This window comes from Moheibacter lacus (assembly GCF_014042165.1).
Taxonomy (GTDB): Bacteria; Bacteroidota; Bacteroidia; order Flavobacteriales; family Weeksellaceae; genus Moheibacter; species Moheibacter lacus.
Genome location: NZ_JACDZE010000001.1, coordinates 577,426 through 604,016, shown reverse-complemented (window position 1 = coordinate 604,016; position 26,591 = coordinate 577,426). Strand labels below are relative to the sequence as shown.

Below are 26,591 nucleotides of genomic sequence, written 5' to 3'. Positions count from 1 at the left end.
TAATTATAAAAATTGAATTTTTATTCTAACTCAAATTTTACCGGAATTCGGTAAACTTCACTTTGTGCCAACATCATTTTTCCTTCTGCATATGCAAATCTTTCGATGGCTTTCTGAGCTGCTTCAGCCAATTCTTTATCAGATTCTCCCAATACCCTTACAGATTTCAAATTTTGATTTTCATCTGTCGCAAACCGAACATACACCGTCCCTTCATTTTCATTGAACAACGCATTTTCCGGATATTCCACATAATCGGAAACGATAGAAGTAATCACGTTGTCTTTGCAAACTTTTTGCTCTTCTTGCACCAATTTGTTACACTTTTCCATTTTGTTTTGTGCAAAACTAAATCCTGAAATCAAAACCGCTGCTATTGTTAAAATACTATATTTCATGTCGTTATGTTTTTAAGTTAATGATTATGTTACATTTAATTAATGTAAAATTAACATTAAATTTACATTGAAACAAGGCTAAATTGAAAACTTAACATTGGAAATGCAATTCTTAACATTGGGAATAGAGGCTTCAAGAATTTAAGAATAAGATTAAAGAAATCGAAAGAAAGGCAGAAGAATTAGAAAAGCAATATAATTCTCCTGAATTTAAAAAGAAAATAATCGTAATCGAAAAATCGGCCCCTGACTCTGTGAGAGCCGCTGAAAAAGCAGAAATTGAAGCTGAGAAGGCAGCGCAAGAAGCTGAAAAAGCTTCCAAAAATAGTCTATAATTTTATTAAAATATCCATCATTTGTAAAGCTGCAATGTCTTGCGGCGTTTTTATTTTTCTACATTCAACCACTCATCCACTCCATCACTTTTTCGCCGGTGGATATTTCTTAAATAATTTCCGGACGCCTTTTTTAACATTGGCGTCGATGGTTTCCGGATTGGCATTGGCAGGCATTTGGATGTCGAGTCTTCCGTCCCAAACCAATTGGTTTTCCGCATTAAAAATCGAAACCAAATAGTGTTGGTTCAATTTCTCCGAATTGATCGGAATGCTCATTCCGACCGAAGTCCCAAATCCATAATTTCCTCCGCCCACGCCGATTCCAACCTGCGAATCCTGTTTTTCCGAAATATATTCTTCCTGTACGATTTTGATTTTCACAGTAGAATTTTCATCATAATTCATTCCTTTTAAATGCAATTCTTGTTGAATAGCAGATTGAATTCTTTGAATGTCCAATTCGCTCATCGTATTTTCCATAAATTCAAAATGATAATCTTGGATTTTCGAAAAGTCCTGATTCCGGTCGTAATCTACGGAAACGGTTTGGGTACTGCAGGAAATAAGAAAAATGGAACTAAAAAATAAAATTAGATTTTTCATAATGAGTTGAGTTAACAAAAATTATTCCTTTAGTAATTCATTTTCATTTTGAAGTTTCTTAGAAAAATAAAGAATAGCTATTAAATTCAAAACAAATAAATAATAACCGATTTTGATTTGGTTGATTTTAATTAATCATCCAACTTCCATCATCCAACTTCCATCTCAATATATTCTTCGACTGCTTTTCTCAAAGAATCAAATCCAATTTCTTCCAATCTGATTTCGGACTTTTTGATCCATTTTATTTCCCGGATTTCACTTTCTTCCAATTTCAATTCAGCATTTTCAGGAAATTGAGCAATGAAAACCAAATCTTCCGTTTTGTAAGGAATGCCTTTGTACAAATAATTGTTCGGTTGGGATTTGAAATAATTAAAATTCTCCAACGGAATTTCCAGATCGAGTTCTTCCATTAATTCACGTTGGCAAGTTTCTTCCGAAGTTTCGTCGGAATCGGTAAATCCACCGGGTAAATCCAACATGCCCAATTTCGGTTCTCGGTTTCGGACGGTAAATAAAATTTCGTCGTTTCTTTCCATAATCACGGCAACCGCAGCGGCAACATTTTGATAATAAACCATTCCGCAATCAAAACATTCAAATCTTCGATGGTTTTCAAATTCTATGTTTTGGGAAGCACAATTTGGACAAAATTTAAAGTAACTCATAGCGTGTATTTTAAAGCTTTTCGCAATTAATAGCCTAAGCTTGACTTTGCTTTTTACAAATTTAGGCTAACTTTAGCTTTTGAATCAATAAAATGAATAAATGTTAGAAAAAGGAGACAAAGCCCCCGAATTTGAAGGAATCGACCAGAACGGAAAAGTTATAAAATCAGAAGAATACAAAGGAAAAAAATATGTTCTGTTTTTTTATCCGAAAGCCAGTACGCCGGGCTGTACGGCTGAAGCCTGTGATTTGCGGGATAATGAAGAAGCGTTGAAAGCCAAAGGCTATAAAATAATTGGTGTGAGTGCCGATTCGGTAAAACGACAGAAAAATTTCGCGACAAAATATGATTTGAATTATCCGTTAATTGCCGATGAGGACAAAAAAATTATTGAAGCATTCGGTGTTTGGGGAAGAAAGAAATTTATGGGAAGAGAGTTTGACGGAATTCTCAGAACGACATTTCTCGTCGATGAAAACGGAATCATCGAAGAGGTAATAAACAAAGTGAAAACCAAAGAACACGCAAAACAGATTTTGGAGTTGAATTAACAACCTTAGCGGGGTTTCAAACCTAGTTAGGATTTTGTTGTTAAATCTGATTTAATTTTCAGGATTTGCTTTTTCAGAATGGGAATATCGTTTATTGCTGCATCCCAAAGCGAGTCCAGTTGAAGCCCGAAATATTCGTGGCTGATATAGTTTCTCATTCCGCGTATTTCATTCCACGCAACTTCCGGATATTTACCTTTCAGGTCTTCGGAAATATGGTTAGCCGCTTCTCCGATGATTTCAAAACACTGGATCATAGCTTCACTCTCAATCCATTTCCTCTCAAAATTATCAAAAGAATGTAAGATTTTAATGAGATTTTCAATTCTTTCAATATTTTCCGCAATGTGTTCAAGCCGGAACAAATTCTTATCAATTTCCATAGATGATTTTCAGGTCATTTAGTATATAGGGCTTCAACTTGGGATGAATGTATTCTTCCGAAACCAGATCCACTTTTTTATTCAATTGGCTTTCTAAATTCAGCTGAATGCCAACGAGTTTGAATAAACTAATTGTGTTTTTAAATGAATACAAAATATCAATATCGCTGTCAGGCGAATTTTCTCCACGGGCAAATGAACCAAAAATCCCGATTTTTGTGGGATTATATGGTTTCAAGGTATCTATGATGATATTAATTTGATTTTCTGACAACATAAAACAAAGTTAAGTGTTTTTACTCAAAATGCTGACTATGATGTTTTAATAATACAATTTTATATCGTAAAACAAATCAACTTTAGTGGAAATTTGAATGTATAACTGAGCAATGTTTTTCTCATTCAATAGATGCCTGAAACAGACGTCTTGCATCTTCTCAACAAAATCTTTTCTGAATTTATCATAATCGTATTTGGTGTCGGAATAAATCTCCTTTCCGTCTGAATGTAATTCTTTGCTGAAACTAATCATAATGTCATCCAATGTAATTAAATGCGTATAATTTTCATCAAATTCATTCAGTAAATGAATTTTGTTGCCAAATTTTTGATGGTTGTTGAGTTCGGTGATGATGATGGTTTTTAGGATGTTTTTGTCTGCGGTTTGAGAGAAGAGATTTATGCTCAAGACAAGTATGAAAATATAAAGATATTTTTTCATAGAATAAAGATTTAGACTTTTTGAAACCCGATTTTCACCTGAGAATGTTTTCCCCATTTTTCTTCGGAACAAATTATTTGAATTTCTTCAAAAGAAAATGGTTTCCCATAAATAATTTCGTTCATTAGGCATTTACGAGAAATATTTTCTATTTCGCCTCCTGAAAACGGAAAATCCTGACTAAGAATTTTTGCCTGGTTGTCGTTGAGGTAAGGCAGTTTTTCTTTCCAGATTTTGAAGGCATTTTCAGTGGTTGGCTTTTCAAACTTTACTTTAAAAAGGAATCTTCGTTCAAAAGCATTATCTATATTTTCCTGCAAATTGGTAGTCGCAAAGAGTATCCCGTTAAATTTTTCCATTTCTTCAAGCAGAATGTTTTGAATCGCATTTTCGGTATCCGAAACACCGCTGTTTCCAGACGGCTTTCTTTTTCCAATAACGGCATCAGCTTCATTGAATAATAAAATGGGACAATTTTTTTCCTTTTTCCGGATTTCGTAGTAATCCGAAAATATTTTTTTGACCAATTTCTGGCTTTCTCCAAACCACATAGAACGGGTGTCAGAAATGTCCACGTGAAATATGTTTCTTTGGGTCGATTTTGCCAATTGATAAACTGATTCTGTTTTTCCGACACCGGGTTCTCCATATAGAAGAACAGCAACGCCTATGGGCATTGACTTGTTTTTTAATCTTTTCTGGATGACTGAAAATGATTTTTCAGCTAAAAGAGAATCTAACAGGATAAGATTTTCGGCGGTTCGTTCATTATAAAATAATTTCTTTTCAGCTATGGAACGATGCGAAATTAATTTTGAATCTCGGACGGAGTTATCGTTTATTTCCAATTTTTCTTCATTCTTCAAAAACTGAATCATCCGTTTGGATATTTTTGCCCGGCAGCGGTTTCTGAACTCGGAGCTGGAGAGTTCAATAAAATCGGATTTGGTCAAAATAGAAAATCCATCTGTGATATTTGTTAAAGCAGCAAATGCTTTTGATTTGGATATAAAGAAATCATTGATGGTTGATTCCACATTAGTATTGAAACGATTGTTTCCGGATTCTATGGCATCCCAAATTGTGTCTAAAAAGAAGAATATTTCAAATAAATTCAGATTCTTCAGTTTCATCTCATTGAATACCGGGCGTTCTGCGTTTTCGTCTATAAATGTTTCGAGATGATTTTTAAATTCAAATTCTGATAATAAATGATTATCAAATTCATCACTTAGTTCATTAAATATTTGAAGCAAATCCACTAAGTTTTTTTGTTCAATTTTCTGATGATCGGGAAGTGGGCTGCCTATACAAACAGCACTGTAAACCTCATCAGGGATAGAAAAATGAAACCTTCTCTTGTCTTTGTTCCGGACTTTTTCCAGAAGTTTTCTTTTGAATAAAACTTCTATATCTTTCCTGTAGTGGAGAAGCTCGTGTTCCTCCAACCCGAAATGTCGGAAAACCGCTGCTATCGAAGAGCCTGAATACCCCAAAATCAGACAGCTTGCGAAAATAAGCGCCTGTGTTTCACTCAGTTCGCAATATTCTGCAAATTCTTCTGTTTCCTGGAAATTTTGTTGGTAGATTTCTTCGCTTAATCTGTTTTGATGGTTCAGCGAATGAAGCATTTCTGCTAAATTCAGAAGTCCTGTCCGGTTTTTTGTCATAAAATGGATTTGTTTTTTAGTGAAAGAAAAACCCTGATTCGTTTTTCCGAATCAGGGCTGTAAAATTATGTTGCGGGATTGTAAAGGATTTACAATGAGGATGTAATTTAGTTGTTGTTTAAAACATCTACAATTGCATTTCTGATTGTTGTCCAATCATTGTCATCTGGTACTCTGCCAGTTTTTAGTTTGTATCTATGAGTTGGGTGAGGCGTAACAAATAAATGGGTTTTTCCACTTGAAAAATGATAGTATAATTCTGTGTCTTCTTCGTTATGTAATACAGGGTTCTCAATTAATTTTTTTGCTTCATTCACATAGCTTCGGGAGTAAAAAACAATAACTTCTGGTTCATATTCTTGAACCAATCTTTTTAATCCTTCAACCCGTTCTTTTCTTACGGATTTTTGATAAGTTTTTCTATCCCTCAAAAAGTCTAAGTCACCTTCTGCGTATTCTTCATATATCCATTGTCCCAAATCAGGATTTGGAAGTGGTAACAACTCTAATATAGCGTTATCGCTATTAATTCTTCCCAACCCATTGACATTATCATTAAAAACACCTAAAACGGACGAATCATCAATAGGTTGTCCTCTCCATTGAAGTAGAATCTGTATTAGCCGTTTATAAGTATCTTGAATCTCTGTTGCATTTTGATACCATTTTAGATGGTCTGAAACGCCTTCCATACCACCAACGACATCAATTGAGTTTTGATTATAGGTTCTTTCAAATCTTAATTTTAACAAATCAATTCCGTTTTGGTATCTATCTCGTACTCTAAAACCTTCTTCAATACCAATAAACCAAATCGGGGAATTTAAATTTCCATATCCAAAAAAGTTTTCAATTCGATTTTGGATCCATTCTGGGTTAATTTCATTCATAGTTTTAAATTTTAAAAGTTTTTACAATAATATACTAAATTTTCAGAGAAATTTTACGGTTTTCCGTAAATGCGCAGCATCTTTTCGGCGGTTTCTTTTATTTTTCGGCGATAGCTTTCCGGTTCCAGTACTTCGATTTCGGCTCCATAACTTCTGATTTTTAAATCCAATTCGTTTGAGTCGTAAACTTCAATCGTGAAAATTAAATGTTCATCGGTTTGTTCCACGACTTTTTGGGAGGAATGCCAAGGGTCTGACAAAACGTAATTTGCATCAAAAGCATTTACTTTGAGTTTCATTTTCAGAGGTTCTTCATTTAGTTTTCGGGTAATTCCCATACTGTATTTGAAGAATTCTTTTGAATTAAATCCGGGAGTTGATTTGAATTTTTCCTTTGATGTTTTCACATCCAAAATTCGGTCAAATCCAAAACTGTAAATGGCATTTTCTTTTCCTTTTTTGTGTTTCAGCGCAATTAAATAAAAACGGTTTCGGTGTTCTTTTATCATAAAAGGTGAAACAGTATGTTGTTTAGGTTCTTTGTCATAAACTTTGTGTGTAATCTGCAATGTTTGCCGTTCCCGAATGGCTTTAAGAATCAAATCAAACCATTCTTTTCCGAGAAACTCCGCCGGTTTTTCCCATTCTATAAAATGGTTTTCGTCGGGTTGGTTTTGAGAACGAACCAAAAGTCGTTCAAAAAGTGATTGATAAGATTTCAGGAATTTTGTTTCTTTCAGAATATCCAAAATGGCAAGACTTGTTTTAAGAGCATCTTCTTCTTCATCGGCAAGAGTAATTCCGGTAAGCGAAAACTCGTATTCGTACTGATAGAATCCGTCTTTGTTCCAATTTATTGGGGCGGACAGTTCCTCTTTCATCGCCCGGATATCTTTGTCTAAAGTGCTTTTGGAAACCTTTAAATCAAGACGTTCTGAAATTCGTTCCAATAATGAATTAGCATCATAGTTTTTGTTGCTGTTCAGACATTCGTCAATGATTCGATAGCGTAAATAAGCGTTTTTTCCTGCCATAATTAATTAGGATTTTCTACTGAATTCATTAGTGAAACGATGTTTTGTGACAGAATCAAACATAAAAAACAGATCTCGCCCCATGCTCATCAGAAAAGGTTTCCTGATTAGGTTTTTTTGTCCTTCAATCTTAATTCCCACATCAAAAAGTAAAGCAAAGGGAAATTCAAATATTTGTTTGTATTCTTCCGGAGTTATTCCCAATTCTTCCAATAGAATGGATTCATAAGAATCAATAAAATCTACGGAAGTAATTTGTAAAAGAGCAGGTTTGTGAATGAATATATCAGCGAATTTTCCATTTTCCAAAACGTCATCATCATCGTGTATATCACAACCAAATATAAAATCGTGATGTAAAACGTCTACATCAAGAATCTTTTGCAGGATCGCTTTAAAATACATTTTGTACCAAACAAGTGTTCGGGTTGCTTTTTCGGCTAATCTCGGAGTAATTTCAAAGGCAGTCAAAATAGCATTTGCGGTTTTATTGTTTCTTCTTAATTCATTTTTAACCTCGTTCAAGTCGATTTGAAATAAGTCAGAAGCGACAATGTCAAAATGCGACTGAAATTCCAAAAGACAAAAATCTACTTCAGAATCATCGATTAAATTTTCAATCAATGTTTTATGTTCGATTACGGAATTATAAAAATAAGGTTGTTCGTTTAAATTTGTTACAAATTCAGTTAATTTAATTTGCGAATATTCGTCAGTGCTTTTTAAGTATTTTGAAAAATCTATTTTACTCATAAAGTTATTTTTTGATTAATTTATAAATTTAGTTAGATTAAAAATTTAGATACATTGAAAATTCCTTCCCTACCACCTTTATTTGTTTCTCAACAGTTTATTTTGCGTAGGATTTGGTCGTTTCAATTATTTCAATGAGCGAATCTTGAAGGGTTGCGAAATTAAATTATGTCGTTGTAATCTATTTACAATGAGAAAAAATCCCTCATTGTAAATAGAATATAATAGCACATCTCAACTTTGTGAAAAACTTAGAAAAGATGGACATTTGGAATGAATCAGCTAATTACGGTGTTTTAAAAATCGATAATTCAACCGTTAAACTTTACAGAGCAACTTATACGTATGAAAATCTCTACGTAGGAAGACCGGTGGAAAGAGCCGTTTGGATGGGGAATTCCTTGGTTGTTTATCTTCAGGACGGTACCACAAGAAGATACACCGACTGGAGTAATTATGAAACAATTTATTAATTAAGCCCATATATTTTCCCAAACTATCAAATCGCTTATTTTTAGTCAAATCATTGAAAGTGTAATTTGTACGATTCTGCATTAAATGATTTTGTGAATAAAAATATCCCCAACGACATATTTTGTCATTTTTAACCTTTAATTTTGACAAACAACTTGAAACTCTTGTCCGCCGTGGCGGATTGAACATTAAACTTTAAACAAATTAAAAATGAGCGATTTAGATAATAAAAAGAAAGCACTCCAATTGGTTTTGGACAAAATGGACAAAACCTACGGAAAAGGAACGGTAATGCGGATGGGCGACAGCGCAGTGGATGAAGGAATTGGTGTGATTCCCACCGGATCATTGGGACTGGACATTGCGTTGGGAATCGGCGGATATCCGCGTGGACGTGTCATCGAAATTTACGGGCCGGAATCTTCCGGTAAAACGACATTGACGTTGCATGCGATTGCCGAAGCACAAAAAGCCGGAGGAATTGCAGCTTTTGTGGATGCTGAGCATGCATTTGATCGCTATTATGCGCAAAAATTGGGCGTGGATGTAGAAAATCTAATTATTTCTCAACCGGACAATGGCGAACAAGCACTAGAAATTGCGGATAATTTGATTCGTTCCGGAGCGATTGACATCATCGTGATCGACTCCGTTGCGGCGTTGACACCAAAGGCCGAAATCGAAGGTGAAATGGGTGATAGCAAAATGGGATTGCAAGCTCGATTGATGTCGCAAGCCTTACGAAAATTGACTGCAACGATTTCTAAAACAAAATGTACATGTATTTTCATCAACCAATTGCGTGAAAAAATCGGAGTGATGTTTGGAAATCCTGAAACGACAACCGGAGGAAACGCATTGAAATTTTATGCTTCGGTTCGTTTGGACATCCGCCGTGCTTCGCAAATCAAAACCGGCGACGAAGCGACCGGAAACCATGTTCGGGTGAAAGTCGTGAAAAACAAAGTGGCGCCACCTTTTCGTCAGGCGGAATTCGATATTATGTTCGGCGAAGGAATTTCCAAAGTAGGTGAAATTCTCGATGTCGGAGTTGAAAAAGGAATTGTTCAAAAAAGCGGTTCTTGGTACAGTTATGATGAAAGCAAATTGGGTCAAGGACGTGATGCTGTAAAAGAATTGTTGAAAGACAATCCAGAATTGGCAGAAGAATTGGAAGAAAAAATCAAAGAAGCAATCAAGGAAGGCTAAATTAATTTGTCCGCCGCGATGGATGAAAATGAGTTAATTTGAAATTTATTCCTTTTTAAAAATTAAACGCTAACAATTCATTTTGTTGGCGTTTTTAGTTAATTTTCAAATCTTCTAATTATTACATTTTTGTCATCCTGAGCTTTTCGAAAATCAAATTAGACTATATTGCAACATAATTTGAATTCATGTTAGTTACAGACGTTTTGGTCATCGGTTCCGGCATTTCCGGACTTTCCTATGCGATAAAAGTTGCCCAAAAATTACCCGAAACCCAAATCACCATCGTCACAAAAGCAGACGATGAAGAATCCAACACCAAATATGCGCAAGGCGGCGTCGCTGTCGTAACCGATTTTGAGAACGATAGTTTCCAGAAGCACATTGAAGATACTTTGCGAGCCGGAGATGGACTTTGCAATCGGGAAGCGGTAGAAATCGTCGTAAAAGAAGGACCAATTCGCTTCCGAGAAATCGTGGAATGGGGCGCTCAATTTGACAAAAGTGATGTCGGAACATATGATTTGGGGCGTGAAGGCGGTCATACGGAAAATCGGGTAGTGCATCATAAAGACATCACCGGATATGAAATAGAACGCGCGCTTCTGGCTGTTGTCGAAAAAACACCCAATATCGAATTATTAACGCATCATTATGTGATTGATTTGATTACAGAACATCATATCGATGGGGAAGAATTTGACCGAGATAAATTGAATTGTTTTGGTGCGTATGTCTTGGATGTAAAATCGGAAGAAATCAAAAGAATTACGTCCAAAATCACTTTGATGGCAACAGGCGGTTGTGGACACGTCTATAAAAATACGACCAATCCTGAAATAGCAACCGGCGACGGAATCGGTTTGGCGCACAGAGCGAAAGCCAAAATTTCCAATATGGAATTCATTCAATTTCATCCGACGGCTTTGTACAGTCATATTTCCGGTCAATTGTTTTTGATTTCGGAAGCAGTTCGCGGATTTGGAGCAAAATTGTTGACACGCGACGGAAAACCGTTTATGCACAAATATGATGAACGCGAAGAATTAGCTTCAAGAGATATAGTGGCACGTGCGATCGATAACGAAATGAAATTGCGAGGCGATGATTATGTGTGTTTGGATTGTCGGAATTTGGATCAGGAGAAATTTCTCGAGCATTTTCCCAATATTTATGAAAAATGCAAAGAAGAGGGCCTCGATATGTTCAAAGATTTGATTCCGGTGGTTCCGGCTTCGCATTATTTGTGCGGCGGAATTGAGGTCGATTTGGATGGGCAATCGACGATCCAGAATATGTTTGCCGTTGGCGAATGTACCAACACCGGTCTTCACGGCGCAAACCGTTTGGCATCGAATTCACTGTTGGAAGCGATGGTTTTCGGGCATCGTGCGGCGATCAAAACCGTGGAATTACTGAAAGAAAATATTTTCCGTTTTGATTTGATCGATTTGGTCCCCGAATGGAAAGATGAAGGATTGAGCGTAACCAAAGAAATGGTTTTGTTGAATTATTTGAAAAAACAATTGCAAATCATGATGAGTGATTTGGTTTCGATTGTTCGGTCAAATGAACGATTGGAATTGGCAAAAGTCCGTGAAGAAGAAATTTATCGTTCGGTAAAGGAAATTTACAAAATGAATTTATTGTCGCCCCAATTATCCGAACTAAGGAATCTGGTTTCCGTGGCTTGGTTGATTATTATTCAAAGTCAGGAACGAAAAGAAAACCGCGGCGCTTTTTTTAATAAGGATTTGAAGTAAATATATTTTGAATTAAAAATTGCGAATTTTAAATGAAAGACGTTTTATTGGTTTTATTGATTTTTCCTTTTTGTATTTTATCAGCGCAACAAGAAAAACTTTGTGAGGAATACAAACAAGTTGGTTTTACAACCTATACGCCGAAAACGCTTCCTATTTTCCTTGGATGTGAATCATTTAAAGAAAAAAATGATTCGCTCAATATTTGTAATCGAAATTTCATCGCAAGTAAAATTGCAGAAAAAATGGACAGTGAATTCTCTCCAGATGCGAAACATGATGATTCGAGGCAATATTATAAAGTTGCGGTTTTGATGAACATTAGTTTTCAAGGAAAATTGGCATTGAGCATCGAAAACAGAAGGGAAAATGCTTTTGAAGATGAATTGGAATTGGTTTTAAATGAAATTTCAACGGAAACAACTGGAATTGTTCCCGCCAAATATGAAAATGGGACTTGTTCCAGATTTCTGTACAAACTGCCTATTTCTTTTGATTTGACAGCAACCAAGTATGAAGAATTTATCAAAAACTTGAATTAGATAAAAATGAAAAAACAATTACTTTTTGCCTTAACTTTATTTCAAATCAGCTTTTTAATTGCCCAAGAAAGTCTCGATAAACTTCCGGTCGATGTAAATTCAGAAGAGGGTTTTACGGTTCGGCAAGTTGGGTATATGGCGATTTTTCCGGGCTGTGAAAGCATCGATGAAAATGACAAAATCAATCTGCAGAAATGTGTTTCAAAAGAATTATCGGCTTTGTTGACCAAAGAGTTAAAGCCTTTTTATGGTCAAATGGAAAAGGACGGTTACAGCCGAGCGGTTGCAAAAGTTCAATTCGTCATAGATAAAAATGGGAAAATCGTTCAAATTGAAGCATTAAAGGGGGCAAATGAGGATTTGGGGATTGCTTCTGAAATGGCTTTTGAGCGCATTTCTTCAAAATTAAAAAAAATAAAACCGGCGGCTTTGAAAGATGGAACTCCGGTGAATTTGGTTTTTCAGCTTCCTATACGTTTGCAGCTTGAGGTTTCTTTTTTGCATGAATTTCAATGGAAAGAAATGACAATAGCGACTTTAAAAGAAGAAAATAAAATTTATGAAATTCGACAAGACAAGTCAAAAAATATAAAAGTTTATGAAATTCTAAATGGAAAAGAGACTTTTCTAGGTAAATTTCTTTCTACACAAGAAATTTTTAATTCCGAGCCCTATAAATCCATTTTGATAAGGGATAATCAACATATTTTATTGGCAGAAAAAACGGTAAAAAAGATATTGTACCGATTGTATTATTCCACTGAAAAACCCAACTCCATTGATATTTTTAAAGTAGTGGATGGTGAAGAAGTATGGATTGAATCCATTCTCCAATCCGAAATCGAGGGATATCGCAATTATCTTGCTGTCGTTTTGCGAAATTAAGTTTACTTTTGTAAATAATTCAGTATGAAGCCATTAATTTCTTTCTTGTCGATTTTATTCTTTGGAAACTTCATTTTCAGTCAATCGCATCAATTGTACACGGAAAATAAAGTCAAAGAAATGCCAGTGTTTCCCGGTTGTGAAACGGTAGATCCACAGGACAAAAAGGATATGACCAAATGTATCGCAGCGAACCTTTCGGATCGATTACTTCAAAACATGAAAGGTGTGGATGAATTTTTAATCCATAGTGGAATTTATGATGCGAGAGCCGATGTTCAATTCATCATTTCAAAAGAAGGAATTTTATTTGGAATGAAGGAAATGGAAGGTAGTGATCCGATTTTGGGAGAGGCTGCCGTTATGGCCATGGAAAAAATCGCAATGGAATTGCCACCGATAAGACCTGCAAAATTGAAGGATGGAACAGTTGTAAATTTGGTATTTCAAATTCCTATCCATTACCAATTGGAGAAAAAAGAAGAAAAATTGGCTGATTTTATTTATCCTGTAGATGAAATCGTTTTGTTTACTTTGTTAGATGAAGCTGAGTTGAGGTATGAAATCCGACTTTATAAAGGAAAGGACATCAAAGTATATGAAATCAAAGATGATCAATTCAGTTTTTTAGGTAAATTTTTGACATTGAATGAATTGGAGAGCTCTGAGCCTTATAAATCTTTAATTGAAAAATGCAAAGCTTCCGATAAAATTTTGGTGACCGATGGATTTTTGGAGAAGGAATTTTTTGAAATCTACATTTACAATCTTTTTGCCAATTCCGAGAAAGAACCGGTTTTTGTAGAAGTGGTAAAAGTAGACGAAAAGAAAATACATTCCATCACCAAATTTGAAAAAGAAGCGGAGTTTAACCAATCCAAATTTGCTCCATTGATATATAGAGAATGATGACTCCCAGCTCTACAAAGGAGGGCTTTCATTTGAATTACATATCAAAAATTCGATTTATCAATCAAGTTAAGTGTTAATTTTTCAGCACTTTACGTTATAGTTTTAGCATTATACTTTTTAATTTCTGCGAAACGCATTATTTTTGCCGCTCAAAAAAATAAACAAAATGTCTGGAAAGATTACACTTACAATGATTAAACCCGATGCCGTGAAAAACGGGCACATCGGAAATATTTTGGCGGATATCACCAACGCCGGTTTCAAAATCAAAGCTTTGAAATTGACCCAACTTTCACGCCGTGATGCAGAATTGTTTTATGAAGTACACAAAGAGCGTCCGTTTTTTGGTGAATTGGTAGACTTTATGATTTCAGGTCCGATCGTGGCTGCGGTTTTGGAAAAAGACAATGCCATCGAGGAATTCAGAAACCTAATCGGTGCGACCAATCCACAAGAAGCTGCAGAAGGAACCATTCGTCAGAAATACGCTGAATCCATTGCTGCAAACGCTATCCATGGTTCTGATAGTGATGAAAACGCAATCATCGAGAGCGATTTCCATTTTTCAAGAAGAGAATTGTACAATTATTAATTCAGTGAATTCAAGCGAAACGATATTAGCGTTTCCTAGCGTGAATTGATTGCTATGAAATAAAATCTTTTATAACCGCATTTTTCCAATGCGGTTTTTTATGGAAAAAACTTACCTTTCAACATTCAACTATTAAAATGGAAAAAACAAGATGCGCTTGGGTAGGAAAAGAAGATATCTATGTCAAATACCATGACGAAGAATGGGGCGTGCCTGTCAGAGATGATGCGCGACAATTTGAATTCTTGATTTTAGAAACCTTTCAAGCCGGATTGAGTTGGATTACGGTTCTTAGAAAAAGAGAAAATTTCAGAAAAGCATTTGACAATTTCGACTATAAAAAAATCGCGCTATACAATGAAGAGAAGATTCAATCGTTATTAGAAAACGAAGGCATCATCCGAAATCAATTGAAAGTCCGTGCAACTGTAACAAATGCACAAGCTTTTATGGAAATTCAGAAAGAATTTGGGAGTTTTACGGATTATATTTGGGGATTTGTAAACGGAAAATCGGTCAACGAAAAAAGAAAGTCGATAAAAGAAGTTCCGGCAACCAACGAGATTTCTGACCGATTGAGCAAAGATTTGAAAAAAAGAGGATTTAAATTTGTGGGAAGTACGGTGGTTTATGCACATCTTCAAGCAACAGGTTTGATAAATGACCATACCACTGACTGTTTCAGGCACATTGAAGTAAAGGAAGACGCAACCTTTTGAGTGAATTTTCGTCATAATTAAGTAAGAATAAAAATTAGATAAATGAAAAAATTGAACCCGATAACCCTGATGATAGTTACGATACTCTCAGTGGTTAGTTTTTATCAGTGTACAAATGATGAAGAAATTTTTCAAGGTTTCCCTACGGAAAGTGATTTTACAAATCTCCAGGAAGTACATGATACGATGACGCTTGCTGACACTATTGTCTTAACGCTTACAGACCCAACGATTGAAAATATCCTTGAAGGACAAGACATCCGATTGGTTTTTCCTGCCAATTCTTGTACATTAAATGGAGGAGGAGCGCCAACTGCACCTTTTACCATCAAACTGATTGAAATCTTTACTAGAGGCGATATGATCAAACACAACATCCATACGTTTGCAGGTGAAGATCCACTCGTTTCCGGCGGTATGTTTTGGTTAGAAGTGACAGATGCAACCGGAGCAGAATTGACCATGAACGGCGTTCAAGCGATTTTACCATATCAAACCGATGCGACAGGATATGAAAATTCGATGCAATATTTCACAGGAACAACGGTAAATGCACCTTCAGGTCCTGTAATTTCATGGGGAACCGGGAATTCAGATTTGAGTTGGGATGAAACGGCTGGAACCAATGGCGAATTTACGATTTGGAATATAGTGGGCGGATGGAGCAATTGTGATGCGTTTTATGACCTTTTGAGCGGCGATGTGACCCAGTTTTCAGTACGCGTTCCAAATGCACCCGATTTTGCCAATACCCAAGTTTTCTTTGCGTTAAACGATTTCTCTACGGTTGCCGCTTTGACCACAGTGATGGGCGATGCTTTGACCACGTATACCGGAAGCATTCCGACAGGTGCTCAGGGTAAAATCATTGCGATTTCATTGGTTGAAGGATCTTTACAAATCGGTTCACAAGATGTGACCATCGCCGGAGACGATTCATTTGATTTGGTGGTGGCACCGGCGACCATTCAAGATTTGCAAACACTTTTGGCTGGTTTGAATTAAATTGAATTCTTAAAATACAAATCCCGAACTCGTAAGAATTCGGGATTTTTTTATGATTGATTATTTTTTTTGGGCGCCTTTTCGGGCTTCTCCGGGCTCCGCTTTGCTTCGGTCCGCCGCGGCGGACCAGCTCGTTCCTCGCTGCCACTCCATATCCCGGGCGCGGGTAAAACTATTTCTTCTGTTCCTTCGCCCAAGTATCTCTCAAGCCAACCGTTCGATTGAAAACATAATTATCCGCCGTCGAATCCTTATCCAACGTAAAATAGCCGATGCGCTGAAACTGGAATTTATCTTCTACTTTCGCATTTTTTAAGGAAGGTTCCGCAAAACCATGTACGATTTTCATCGAATCGGAATTTACAAATTGTAAGAAATCACCATCACCCGCTTCATCCGGAGATTCAACCGTAAATAATCGGTCGTACAAACGAACTTCAATCGGTAGATTTTCCGTCGCCGAAACCCAGTGAAGTGTTCCTTTTACTTTTCTTTTAGCAGCTTCTGAGTCCGAACCTGATTTGGTGTCTGGATCATATTCAGCAAAAATCGTCGTGATATTTCCTTCCGCATCTTTTTCTACGCGGGTCGCTTTGATGATATAAGCTCCTTTCAGCCGAACTTCATTGCCGATGGAAAGTCGGAAGAATTTTTTCGGTGCCTCTTCCATAAAATCATCCCGTTCGATGTACAATTCTCTGGTAAATGGAATTTCTCTTTCACCCGCATTTTCATCCTCCGGATTGTTTTCGATGGGAAGCATTTCTGTTTTTCCTTCCGGAAAATTCTCAATCACCAATTTTACCGGATCGATAACCGCCATTACCCGCGGTGCGATTTTATTCAAATGGTCACGAATTGCAAATTCCAACAAGGATATATCAATCAAATTATCCCGTTTCGCTACGCCGGCTTTGTCCCAAAATACACGAATGGATTCTGGTGTATAACCGCGTCTTCTGTGTCCGGAAATCGTCGGCATTCGCGGATCGTCCCAGCCGGTCACAATGTTTTCATCAACCAATAATTTCAATTTCCGTTTGGAAGTAATCATATAACTCACATTTCCACGTGCAAATTCTCTTTGTTTCGGTTTTAACGGATGTTCAGGTATTTCGACTTGGTTCAAATACCATTCGTAAAGTGGACGATGGTTTTCAAATTCCAATGAACAAAGCGAATGTGAAATTCCTTCGATATAATCCGATTCGCCATGCGCCCAATCGTACATCGGATAGATTTTCCATTTGTCACCCGTTCTATGGTGTTCTTTGTGTAAAACTCGGTACATCACAGGATCGCGCATATTCATATTGGGCGAGTTCATGTCGCCAATTGCACGAAGCACATGACTTCCTTCCGGAAATTCGCCGTTTTTCATTTTTTCAAAAAGCGCCAAACTCTCTTCAACTGGACGATTACGGTTTGGGCTTTCAATTCCAGGTTCAAATGGCGTTTTTCGTTGTTCATTGATTTGTTCGGAAGTTTGGTCTTCCACATAAGCTTTTCCGTCCTTGATCATTTGAACCGCCCAATCATACAATTGTTGAAAATAATCAGAAGCAAATCGCTCTTCCGCCCAATTGAATCCCAACCATTTTACATCTTCTCGAATGGAATCCACAAACTCCTGTTCTTCTTTGGCAGGATTGGTATCGTCAAAGCGCAAGTTGACAGGCGAATTATATTTTTCACCCAAACCAAAGTTGATACAAATCGCTTTGGCATGACCGATGTGCAGATAACCGTTTGGTTCTGGCGGAAAACGAAAACGTAAATTTTCTTTTGTATAGCCGTTGGCCAAATCCTCTTCTATAATTTGCTCTAAAAAATTGAGTGATTTTTTTTCTTCTTCCATCTGAATTTGAAATAAGATGCAAATTTAATTCATTTCGAGACAAACCTACAAAGGAAAATTCCTTTATTCTTTTATCTTTGAATAAACGCAAGGTTTAACAATAATTCAATCCAATTCAGATTTAACAAAAAACAATTTTATGAAACGACTTTCACTTTTTCTTTGGATTATTTTTATGGGAACTCAAATTTTTGCGCAGGAACAATTGAAAGTGGAATATGAAATGATTCCTTATTATAACCCTGCTCAAAATAAAAAGGAAACCATGCCGATCACGATGTTGAATGCCTATTATGAATTATTTATCAACGGAAGTGAATCTTCTTATCAATATTTGGATAAAATCAGAAATGACCAGCCAAAAGAAGGTTTTGGTGCGACTATTCAGATGGGCAGCAGAGGGAAAATTTATAAAAATACGGCTGAAAATTTAGTGTTAGAAGAAACTTCGATTTATGGAAAAGACTATTTGATTGAAGATCAATTGAAAGATTTTAAATGGAACATAAGCAAAGCGTCCAAAAATATCCTCGGTTTTGAAGTGAGAAAGGCTACTGCCGTACTTGATGACAAACATAAAACCCAAATCACCGCTTGGTACGCGCCGAAGTTGAATGTAAAAACCGGACCCGATAAATATTGGGGACTTCCGGGAATCATTTTGGAATTGGAATCAGGATTTAAATATGAAGATGGCGGAAGTGAAGGATTTACTTATAAAGCTTCGAAAGTTGAGGTTTTGAATAATTTTACTGTTATTCAAAAGCCTACAAAAGGAAAAAAAGTTACTTCAGAGGAATTAGAAGAAATCATCAACAAACAAAATGAAAAAATGATGGAAATGTACAGCGAAGGCGTGGATAAAGACTAATTCAAATCGATCAAACCTTCCGGAATTTCTACCAGAATAGCTTTGTTTTCGCGATCTACTTCCAAAATCCAATCTTCTACGATGGGAATCAGGATTTCTTTTCCGTTGAGATCGATTTCAAATAAAGCCTGAGCAGAATTGTCGTTTACATTTTTGATCAGACCAATTTCCGTATTGGACTGGTCATAAAGTGTGAATCCGATGATTTCGTGGTAATAAAAATCATTTCCATCCAATTCAGGAAGGGTTTCAAGCGGTAAATAAAGTTCTTTGTTGATGAGTTTTTCCGCTTCTTCGGGTGAAACATCTTCAAATTTCACCAACATTTTTCCGCGAGAATGCGGTTGGATGAATTCAAAAAAGAATGGAACCAGCATTCCGTTTGTTTCAACGAATACTGATTCCATATTTTCATATAATTCCGGTTCATCTGTATCCAAATGCAAAATCAGATTTCCTTTGAATCCATGAAGTTTTGTGATTTTACCGAGGTAATAACAATCTTCTTTTTGCATCTGAAAGCGAAAGAATTATTCTTCTGTTTTTGGTTCTTCAGCAGCTTCCTCAGTTGCAGGAGCTTCTTCAGATGTTTCTTCTGCTACAACTTCAGCAGTTTCTTCAGTTGCTTCAACTTCTTCAGCTGGCGCTTCTTCTTCCACTGCGATTCTTGCATCAGATTTTTTCTTTTCCGCTTCAAGAGCAGCCGCTTTTGCATCTTCTTTTGCTTTTGCTAAACCGTCTTTTTTGGCTTGAACTGCATTTGCTCTTTCTTCCAACCAAGCTTCAAATCTTTTTTCAGCTTCTTCTTCATTAAAAGCACCTTTTGCTACTCCACCTAGTAAGTGTTTTTTCATCAAAGCACCTTTGTAAGAAAGGATGTTTTTTGCAGTGTTGGTAGGTTCAGCACCTACTTGTAACCAATGTACAGCGCGATCCAAATCTAAATCGATCGTTGCAGGATTGGTAACTGGATTGTACGTTCCGATTTTCTCGATGAATCGACCATCACGTGGTGATCTTGAATCGGCGATAACGATGTGGAAGAATGCTTTTCCTTTTCTTCCGTGTCTTTGCAATCTAATTTTTGTTGCCATTTTGATATGTATTTTGGGAACTCTGTCCCGGTTAAATCCATTTTGAGGGTGCAAATGTAAGTTTATTTTTGATACAATCCTCAGATTCAATCAGATTTGTCATGAATTCCCTAAAATTTTTCACTAAAAATTCCATAAAAAAATAAAAACCTAACTTTAAGGAAATTAAATTATTACACATGAAGAAAATTTATTTTATCGGATTTGGCTTTTTGGTTTCAAGTATGGTTTTTTCCCAAAATCTATTGAAACAGGCCAGTCTCCATGAAGATGGAACGCTAAGCGTTCAGGAATTTTATGTAGATTCTCATTACCAAATTTCGCCTTCTGAAGTAGATCCTGAGCCATTTATGAATTTTGGAATGCCTGCATTTCCTATTACTAAAAACACCCGAGGTGTTGCATTGGCAGATTTGGATATGGATGGAGTAGATGAAATTCTGATCGGCATCAACCAAACTTTTTATGCTTTAAAAGGAGATGGGACGATTTTATTTGAAAAAGAATTGTCGGGCGCCATTTTACTTCCTCCTACTGTGGCGGATTTAGATTCGGATGGAGATTTGGAGGTTGTGATCAATTGCGGATATCCAACGACTGTCGGAGGGATTTATGTTTTGGATCATACAGGTGAAGATTTACCGGGTTGGCCGCTTAGTTTTGACGGACATTGGATGATCAATGCGCCTGCAGTTGCAGATTTGGATGGAGATGAAATCATGGAAATAGTGACAGGAGAAAGGGTGAGTGGCTCGGTTGGTTTTGTCCATGTTTTAAAATTGGATGGAACTTCGTTTAATGATAATTGGCCGGTTGACCTTGGTGCTACACCAGCTTTCACACCTTCAATTGGCGATGTTGACAATGATGGTATGAAAGACATCGTCATTGCAGGTTCTTCAACTGGAATGTTTGTTTTTAAGCAAGATGGTTCTGTTTTTTCAGGATTTCCTGTTCATAGTCCTACGGTAAGTTATTCGTATCAATCCCCAATTTTGGTCGATTTGGATGGAGATGAAAATTTGGAAATTGTCGGTGCCAACCATGGTGATTCCGCAGCTTTTTATGCGATGAAATCAGATGGAAGTTATTTGACAGGATGGCCTTATTCGCTTTCAGGTTGGACTTATGCTCCGGTTACAGTTGCCGATATCGATAATGATGATGTTTACGAAGTCTATGGAGGAAATCCTAATTTTTCTGAAGGAACGCCTTTGCCTACGATTTATGGAATTTCACCTGAAGGATCAGATTTGGAGAATTTCCCAATAGAGAAAATTGGTGGAAATGAAGGGATGATCAACATTGCCGATGTCAACGATGACGGTGTTTATGAACTGATATTTGGAAGTAACATTACCGATGCTGAAGGAAACGGATATATTCATGCTTTTTCGGTTGATGGTTCAGGTGAAATTGACGGTTTTCCTTTACGACCAAAGGGTTTTACGTTTCTAAACGGAGCCGTACTGGGTGATGTGGATGATGATGGTTTGATGGACCTGACGGCCAATTCTTATACCTTGAATTTTGGAGCTGAAGTGGATTCTATGTATGTGAATTCCTATAATTTAAATGTGCCATTTGACGAATCAAAAATTCTCCGAAACGGATACAAAGGAAGCAATACCCGCGATGGATTATTGCATGAAGAAACCATGGGAACTATTGATTTTGACGCCAATTCTTTTGCAGTTTATCCCAATCCTTCTAACGGAAATCTAAATATTGAATTTCAGAAATCAGTGAAAAAATTGGAACTCAAAATCTTTAATCTTTCCGGTAAAACGGTATTTCAAAACGAATTTTCCCATTCGTCCAAAATCCAAAATCTAAATCTCATTCATTTACCGCCCGGAACTTATATCCTCTATTTAAATGCAGATGGAAATCTCCGGTCGCAAAAATGGATAAAAAAATAAACGATCAATTCGAAATTCCCTCGAAATCTTGAGGGAATTTTTCTTTTAAAAAAAAGAAAGATTTAACTTCAAAAAAATGGCAAACTGATAATTCGGCTTGCTTACCTTTGGTGCAATGAAAATTTTAAGTTTGTTTTTTTTGTTTTTGAGTGCTATTACAACTGCTCAAATTCAATTGATTTATTTTACAGATGCGCATCAATTGTATGAACTAAATGATGTAGAAGGAGGTCGTGGTGGAATTGCCAGATTGAAGTATTTGGTAGATGAATCTAAAGTCGATGAACCTGAAACTTACACCATCCATGGAGGTGATTTTGTAGGTGGTGTTTTATATGGCGGAATTTTCAAAGGGGAAACGATGGTGGATGCCTTTAATCAAATTCCTGTAGATATTTTCAATTTCGGACAACATGAATTTGATTATGGATATGACCATTTAAGTCAATTGGTAGGAAGATCAAATGGGAAATTTTTCTCTTCCAATTTAATCGATCAAAATCAAAACACAATTCTTCATCTTCCGAAATATTTGTTGACCCAAAAAGCTGGGCTGAAACTCCTATGGATAGCGCTTACAGACCAAATCTCAACTACACAAAAAGACTTGCGTTTGATCCAACAAAATATCGATCTTGCGGTGGGAGAAATTCTAAATTCCGTTTCAAAAAATGAATATGATCAAATCATCGTCTTATCACAAATAGATTTGGAAAAGAACAAAAAACTCATTCAAAAATTTCCGGAAATCAACATTATATTGACAGAAGAAGTTGACGAATACCATTCGCAGATCAATTATATAAACAACACGCCGATTGTTGCGACCGCAGGAAATATGAGCACTGCCGCAAAAATTCAATTGTCGAAAAATGAAAATCCTAAGATTGAAATCATTTCACTGGATCAGAAACATCCTAAAAATGAAATATTTGAGGAATGGGAGGCAAGGGAAAAGTTAAAAATAGATGAATTGATGAATGATAAAATCGGGATACTTGAAGTGGATTTAGATGCATTTGAAAGTTTAAAATCTGAATCACTCGCTGGGAATTTGGTAACGGATGCCATGAGGGAATTTTACCAATCCGATTTTGCCATAATCGATGGGAGCGGAATCAGAAAAAGTGTAGAAAAAGGAGAATTTACATTGGGTAAAATCAGAACACTTCTACCTTTTGGGAATAAAATAGTGGTTGTGCGTATAAAAGGAAGAGATTTGATCCAATTCATAGAAAGTCAAATATTTTTAGAAAAACCAAAACTGATTCAAGTTTCCGGTTTTGCTTATACTTGGGATAAAATGAATAGGAAACTTGTGTTTCAAAACATTGACGAGAATGAAATTTATACATTGGCTTTGAATGAATACAATTTCCAAAAATTAAAGCAATTTGAATCGGTTTTAATTCCTGCGCAACATCAAAAATCATTGCCAGATTATGAAGTATTGAAAATTTATGTTAAAAAACACTCCATCATTTTACCGGAAAAATCATTTAGAATTCAAATCATAGAGCATGAATAAGGAAGCTTGATTTAATTCTAAATTATTCAGTTTTATAGCTCAGGATGCTGTACTGCGCTTCTTCTAAGTTCATTCTCAACAAATCTTCTTAAAAATCAAACCTCACCGCCAAAATTAAATTGCTTCCTGCCGCAACTATTCCGGACGAATAAGGTCTGTATCGCTCATTCGTCATGTTTTCCCAACCTGCTGATATGCTCAATGAAGAATTGACATCATAAATTCCTTTGAGATTTAAGGTGTACCAAGAAGGTGAATAAGGATTTCCATTCTCATCTATCGCATACATATAGTCCTTTTCTTGCTCGGATGGCGCCAAATCCGCATTGGAAATTTCTCCGTTGTACATCATGTACAATTCCGTTCTGAACTTTTTGGTTTGGTAGGTGATTCCGCTTTTGACCAACAAAGGAGCAATATGGCGTAGCGGAGCTTCATCTCCGTTGTCCAATTCTTCTTTTCCTTTCTGATAGTTGACCGAATTTTTCATCATCAATTTTTGGGTGAAATAGAATTCCAAACTGACTTCCACTCCATAAGCATAAGCTTTGGCCGCATTTTGAATCGCTTGGACACGGCTCATTTCGCCAGCATAAACGATGGAATCCTGCCCATTTAAAGTAAAATCTCTTCTGACCAATGCATTTTTTAAATCCGTATAAAAAACAGAAACATCCAGTTTTGCAAAATTCCCCAATTTTTGACTCATTCCGATCTCACCGTTATAAACATATTCATGCTCCAAATCCGGATTGGGAATGACGACTGCTCCGGGCTCAGAATCAAATATTTTTCCGATGTCGTCTATGTTAGGAGCACGGAAGCCGGTTGAAAATACTGCGCGAAGTTCCGTTTTTTTGGTAGGATGGTAATTCAGTCCGATGTTTCCCGTCAAAGCGCCGGTTTCTATTTTGGCTTCGGTAAACGGAAAGTCATAAAACTGCGAATTAAATTTAGACAATGAAGAAACATAATTGTACCGTAATCCTCCTTGAATGGTGATTTTTTCTATGGGTTTGAATTCGTAAGAAATATAAGCCGCATACGAATTCCAGGTCGCTCCGTCCGGATAACGGGAAGAAAATTCTTCTTGATTTCCGTCAACAATATCCGTGATTTTCCCGGTTGAATTTACTTTGTTGAATAAGGTTTCGATTCCATAATACAAAGTATTTTTTGAATTGATGAATTTTAAGAAATCCAAATTAGCCGAATAAACATTGACTTTTTCAGTCTGATCGGTTCTTTCCTCATTCCCGAAATTCCGGTCATGGCGGCTTTCTTCAAAAAACTGATGCGCCAGATTGAGTTTTACATCATTATAAAATCCTTTTTCGGCTTTGTGTTCGACTGAAAAATGGTTCATCATCCATGTTTGAGGACCATAATACCATTCGGCAGAACGCAAATTTTCATTTCGGTAACGGATCAAACGGTCATATCGCGGAACGTCTGAAGTAGTGGAATAATGGAATCCATAATTCAAATCCCAAGAAGAATTGGGCTTATACCGAAATTTTTGCATAACGTTATATTGTTCATATCCGCTTCCGACCTGTTTTCTCGGATCTTCGTTGTCGACTTGAATGTCCTCTCCATTTTCACGAATTACATAATGATTTCTCAAATATTCTTCCGGACCGTGTGTTCCCATTTTAAGATCGTCAAAATCGGAAAAACTAAAACTAGTAAGAGAGGAAAATTTTCTTCCCGCTAGGTTAAAATGAGCATGCGCAGTTTTTTCATTGTTCGCAGTAGAATAACGCGTCATCAAAGAACCATTGGCCATAAATTTATCTTGAGTGGAAAATTGAGGCGTCAAGGTATAAAAGCCCATTACGCCACCGATTGCATCACTTCCGTATAGGAGAGAACCGGGTCCCAACATCACTTCCACCGATTGAAGGGCATTTGCATCCAGTGCGATTACATTTTGCAGGTTTCCACTTCTAAAAATCGCATTGTTCATGCGCACTCCGTCCACTGAAATCAAAACCCGATTGGTTGAGAATCCGCGAATCATAGGGCTTCCTCCTCCCAATTGGCTTTTTTGAACAAAAACCTCCGTTTTTTCATTCAATAAATCAGCCACGGTTTGTGGATTTGGTAGTTCAATTTCCTGAGTCGAAATGGAGATTACTTTATTGGGTGAATCGGATAGTTGGTTTGCCCAACGATTGGGCGTAATGACTATATTTTCCAATTCTACAAAATGAGCACTTAAATAATAGATCCCATTTTCAAATTTTTTTAAGGATGTTTTGACTACCGGATAGTTTTCGGCGGATATGATAATTTCATCTTCTTCTTTTATGTCCAACGAAAAATTTCCGTTTTCATCTGTGATGGCAGAAGCATTTCCGACTGTTACTTCCGCGTCGGGAATAGGTTGTTTTGATTCTTTGTCAAGGATGGTTTGGGCGGATGAAATAATTCCGATTATCAAACAAATTAATGCCAGTAAAGTTTTCACGTTTTTTATTTAGTTCACAAACTTATTTCTTTTTTAGTAGAATTGAACTTTTGAACCAAATTGAATGAAGAAGAAATATAAGGAAACGTCAATTTTAGGATGATGGTAGGGAATTTCGTTAGATTTATGAAAATGAAGTATCTTGACCGAAATAAAATGGAATTAATTTGTGTAAAATTTAAGGAAATGAAAAAAAAATATTTTTTTCTGGGAATGCTGATTTTGGGTTTTTTATTTTCGTGTGAATCCACAAAAAAAACCGCATCAAGCTCAAACATGAAATACGATATCGAGCGAATAGAGTATTTCACTTCTGTTTGTTTCGGAACTTGTCCGCAATTTAAAATCGAGATGGACAAAAACCGATCGGCGGTTTATGAAGCCATCCGGTTTAACTTCAGCAAAGAATTTGGTTCTCCAAGCCCGGAAGGAACTTTTACTGGTAAAATCAATGAAAATGATTTTGACCTCATTTTAAAAAAGTTAAACGAAATGGATTTTCCTGCGCTTCAAGATAATTATCGGGTAAAGTATACTGATGTTCAGACGGCCAATTTAAAAATCATTTATGATGGTGGAAAGGAAAAGACAATCACGGACTATGGAATGATGGGTACGCCTGAATTGGAAGAATTGTACCAATTGTTTTTGGCGTTGAGAGAGAACCAGAATTGGGAGAAAGTTAAATAATGACTTGGAAGATGATTTCGATTTAAAAAGGATAATTTGA

At 36.4% G+C, this 26,591-nt stretch carries 28 protein-coding genes; 14 read left to right on the top strand and 14 right to left on the bottom strand.

Going from position 1 to position 26,591, the window contains the following annotated elements; genetic code table 11:
- Positions 1-20 precede the first annotated feature (20 nt).
- The 3 genes from HU137_RS02890 to HU137_RS02880 all read right to left on the bottom strand — a co-directional run bounded on the left by HU137_RS02890 (position 21) and on the right by HU137_RS02880 (position 2,010).
- Positions 21-398, bottom strand: coding sequence for a TonB family protein (locus tag HU137_RS02890; protein WP_182042302.1), 378 nt, complete (start codon positions 396-398; stop codon positions 21-23).
- A gap of 419 nt (positions 399-817) precedes the next feature.
- Entirely contained in the window at positions 818-1,339 is a 522-nt protein-coding gene (locus HU137_RS02885; RefSeq protein ID WP_182042301.1) for a DUF4136 domain-containing protein, read from the bottom strand.
- A gap of 149 nt (positions 1,340-1,488) precedes the next feature.
- A complete protein-coding gene (locus tag HU137_RS02880; protein WP_182042300.1) occupies positions 1,489-2,010 on the bottom strand; it encodes an NUDIX hydrolase in 522 nt (173 codons plus the stop codon).
- A 100-nt stretch (positions 2,011-2,110) separates the two neighbouring features.
- Between HU137_RS02880 and bcp the strand changes: the two genes are divergently transcribed.
- Entirely contained in the window at positions 2,111-2,563 is a 453-nt protein-coding gene (gene bcp / locus HU137_RS02875) for a thioredoxin-dependent thiol peroxidase (RefSeq protein ID WP_182042299.1), read from the top strand.
- A gap of 26 nt (positions 2,564-2,589) precedes the next feature.
- On the opposite strand, the gene HU137_RS02870 is transcribed toward bcp, so the two are convergent.
- From HU137_RS02870 to HU137_RS02840, 7 genes are all read right to left on the bottom strand, one after another.
- Entirely contained in the window at positions 2,590-2,946 is a 357-nt protein-coding gene (locus tag HU137_RS02870; protein WP_182042298.1) for a HepT-like ribonuclease domain-containing protein, read from the bottom strand.
- Positions 2,936-3,223, bottom strand: a complete 288-nt coding sequence (locus HU137_RS02865; protein ID WP_182042297.1) for a nucleotidyltransferase family protein — start codon at positions 3,221-3,223, stop codon at positions 2,936-2,938. Before HU137_RS02865 ends, HU137_RS02870 begins: the two co-directional genes overlap by 11 nt.
- A gap of 45 nt (positions 3,224-3,268) precedes the next feature.
- Positions 3,269-3,667 carry a hypothetical protein gene (locus HU137_RS02860; protein ID WP_182042296.1) on the bottom strand — a complete coding sequence of 133 codons (399 nt, stop codon included), beginning with the start codon at positions 3,665-3,667 and terminating at the stop codon, positions 3,269-3,271.
- 11 nt (positions 3,668-3,678) lie between these two features.
- Entirely contained in the window at positions 3,679-5,337 is a 1,659-nt protein-coding gene (locus HU137_RS02855; protein WP_182042295.1) for an ATP-binding protein, read from the bottom strand.
- Positions 5,338-5,444: 107 nt separating this feature from the next.
- Positions 5,445-6,227, bottom strand: a complete 783-nt coding sequence (locus tag HU137_RS02850) for a hypothetical protein (protein WP_182042294.1) — start codon at positions 6,225-6,227, stop codon at positions 5,445-5,447.
- Between the two features lie 53 nt (positions 6,228-6,280).
- Positions 6,281-7,261: a helix-turn-helix transcriptional regulator gene (locus tag HU137_RS02845; protein ID WP_182042293.1), complete on the bottom strand. Its 981-nt coding sequence runs from the start codon at positions 7,259-7,261 to the stop codon at positions 6,281-6,283.
- A 6-nt stretch (positions 7,262-7,267) separates the two neighbouring features.
- Positions 7,268-8,014: a hypothetical protein gene (locus HU137_RS02840; protein ID WP_182042292.1), complete on the bottom strand. Its 747-nt coding sequence runs from the start codon at positions 8,012-8,014 to the stop codon at positions 7,268-7,270.
- 260 nt (positions 8,015-8,274) lie between these two features.
- On the opposite strand from HU137_RS02840, the gene HU137_RS02835 reads away from it, so the two are divergent.
- From HU137_RS02835 to HU137_RS02795, 9 genes are all read left to right on the top strand, one after another.
- Positions 8,275-8,487 (top strand): hypothetical protein, encoded by a 213-nt coding sequence (locus HU137_RS02835; RefSeq protein ID WP_182042291.1) that lies wholly within the window; start codon positions 8,275-8,277, stop codon positions 8,485-8,487.
- Positions 8,488-8,698: 211 nt separating this feature from the next.
- On the top strand, positions 8,699-9,697 hold the full coding sequence (recA, locus tag HU137_RS02830; protein WP_182042290.1) for a recombinase RecA: 999 nt from the start codon (positions 8,699-8,701) through the stop codon (positions 9,695-9,697).
- A gap of 188 nt (positions 9,698-9,885) precedes the next feature.
- On the top strand, positions 9,886-11,460 hold the full coding sequence (gene nadB, locus HU137_RS02825) for an L-aspartate oxidase (RefSeq protein ID WP_182042289.1): 1,575 nt from the start codon (positions 9,886-9,888) through the stop codon (positions 11,458-11,460).
- A 32-nt stretch (positions 11,461-11,492) separates the two neighbouring features.
- Positions 11,493-12,002, top strand: a complete 510-nt coding sequence (locus HU137_RS02820) for a hypothetical protein (protein WP_182042288.1) — start codon at positions 11,493-11,495, stop codon at positions 12,000-12,002.
- 6 nt (positions 12,003-12,008) lie between these two features.
- The gene (locus HU137_RS02815) at positions 12,009-12,887 is read left to right on the top strand and encodes an energy transducer TonB (RefSeq protein WP_182042287.1); all 879 of its coding nucleotides are present in this window, start codon (positions 12,009-12,011) and stop codon (positions 12,885-12,887) included.
- Positions 12,888-12,911: 24 nt separating this feature from the next.
- Positions 12,912-13,796 carry a hypothetical protein gene (locus tag HU137_RS02810; RefSeq protein ID WP_182042286.1) on the top strand — a complete coding sequence of 295 codons (885 nt, stop codon included), beginning with the start codon at positions 12,912-12,914 and terminating at the stop codon, positions 13,794-13,796.
- A gap of 169 nt (positions 13,797-13,965) precedes the next feature.
- Positions 13,966-14,391 carry a nucleoside-diphosphate kinase gene (locus tag HU137_RS02805; protein ID WP_182042285.1) on the top strand — a complete coding sequence of 142 codons (426 nt, stop codon included), beginning with the start codon at positions 13,966-13,968 and terminating at the stop codon, positions 14,389-14,391.
- A gap of 137 nt (positions 14,392-14,528) precedes the next feature.
- Positions 14,529-15,110: a DNA-3-methyladenine glycosylase I gene (locus tag HU137_RS02800; protein WP_182042284.1), complete on the top strand. Its 582-nt coding sequence runs from the start codon at positions 14,529-14,531 to the stop codon at positions 15,108-15,110.
- 42 nt (positions 15,111-15,152) lie between these two features.
- A complete protein-coding gene (locus tag HU137_RS02795) occupies positions 15,153-16,115 on the top strand; it encodes a hypothetical protein (RefSeq protein WP_182042283.1) in 963 nt (320 codons plus the stop codon).
- Between the two features lie 172 nt (positions 16,116-16,287).
- Here HU137_RS02795 and HU137_RS02790 read toward each other — a convergent pair whose 3' ends face one another.
- Entirely contained in the window at positions 16,288-17,973 is a 1,686-nt protein-coding gene (locus HU137_RS02790; protein WP_182042282.1) for a glutamine--tRNA ligase/YqeY domain fusion protein, read from the bottom strand.
- Between the two features lie 139 nt (positions 17,974-18,112).
- Between HU137_RS02790 and HU137_RS02785 the strand changes: the two genes are divergently transcribed.
- Positions 18,113-18,844 carry a GLPGLI family protein gene (locus HU137_RS02785; protein ID WP_182042281.1) on the top strand — a complete coding sequence of 244 codons (732 nt, stop codon included), beginning with the start codon at positions 18,113-18,115 and terminating at the stop codon, positions 18,842-18,844.
- Here HU137_RS02785 and rimM read toward each other — a convergent pair.
- Positions 18,841-19,359: a ribosome maturation factor RimM gene (gene rimM, locus HU137_RS02780; protein WP_182042280.1), complete on the bottom strand. Its 519-nt coding sequence runs from the start codon at positions 19,357-19,359 to the stop codon at positions 18,841-18,843. The genes HU137_RS02785 and rimM overlap by 4 nt on opposite strands.
- Before the next feature lie 15 nt (positions 19,360-19,374).
- On the bottom strand, positions 19,375-19,938 hold the full coding sequence (locus HU137_RS02775) for a 30S ribosomal protein S16 (protein ID WP_182042279.1): 564 nt from the start codon (positions 19,936-19,938) through the stop codon (positions 19,375-19,377).
- Between the two features lie 179 nt (positions 19,939-20,117).
- On the opposite strand from HU137_RS02775, the gene HU137_RS02770 reads away from it, so the two are divergent.
- Together HU137_RS02770 and HU137_RS02765 are read left to right on the top strand one after the other, a co-directional pair.
- Positions 20,118-21,860 (top strand): T9SS type A sorting domain-containing protein, encoded by a 1,743-nt coding sequence (locus HU137_RS02770; RefSeq protein ID WP_182042278.1) that lies wholly within the window; start codon positions 20,118-20,120, stop codon positions 21,858-21,860.
- A gap of 115 nt (positions 21,861-21,975) precedes the next feature.
- Positions 21,976-23,388 (top strand): bifunctional metallophosphatase/5'-nucleotidase, encoded by a 1,413-nt coding sequence (locus tag HU137_RS02765; RefSeq protein WP_182042277.1) that lies wholly within the window; start codon positions 21,976-21,978, stop codon positions 23,386-23,388.
- A gap of 88 nt (positions 23,389-23,476) precedes the next feature.
- Here the strand turns inward: HU137_RS02765 and HU137_RS02760 are convergent, their stop codons facing one another.
- Complete coding sequence (locus tag HU137_RS02760; protein ID WP_317169886.1) at positions 23,477-25,861, bottom strand: TonB-dependent receptor; 2,385 nt, start codon at positions 25,859-25,861, stop codon at positions 23,477-23,479.
- A gap of 186 nt (positions 25,862-26,047) precedes the next feature.
- Here HU137_RS02760 and HU137_RS02755 point away from each other — a divergent pair, with 186 nt between their 5' ends.
- A complete protein-coding gene (locus HU137_RS02755) occupies positions 26,048-26,551 on the top strand; it encodes a DUF6438 domain-containing protein (RefSeq protein ID WP_182042276.1) in 504 nt (167 codons plus the stop codon).
- Positions 26,552-26,591 lie beyond the last annotated feature (40 nt).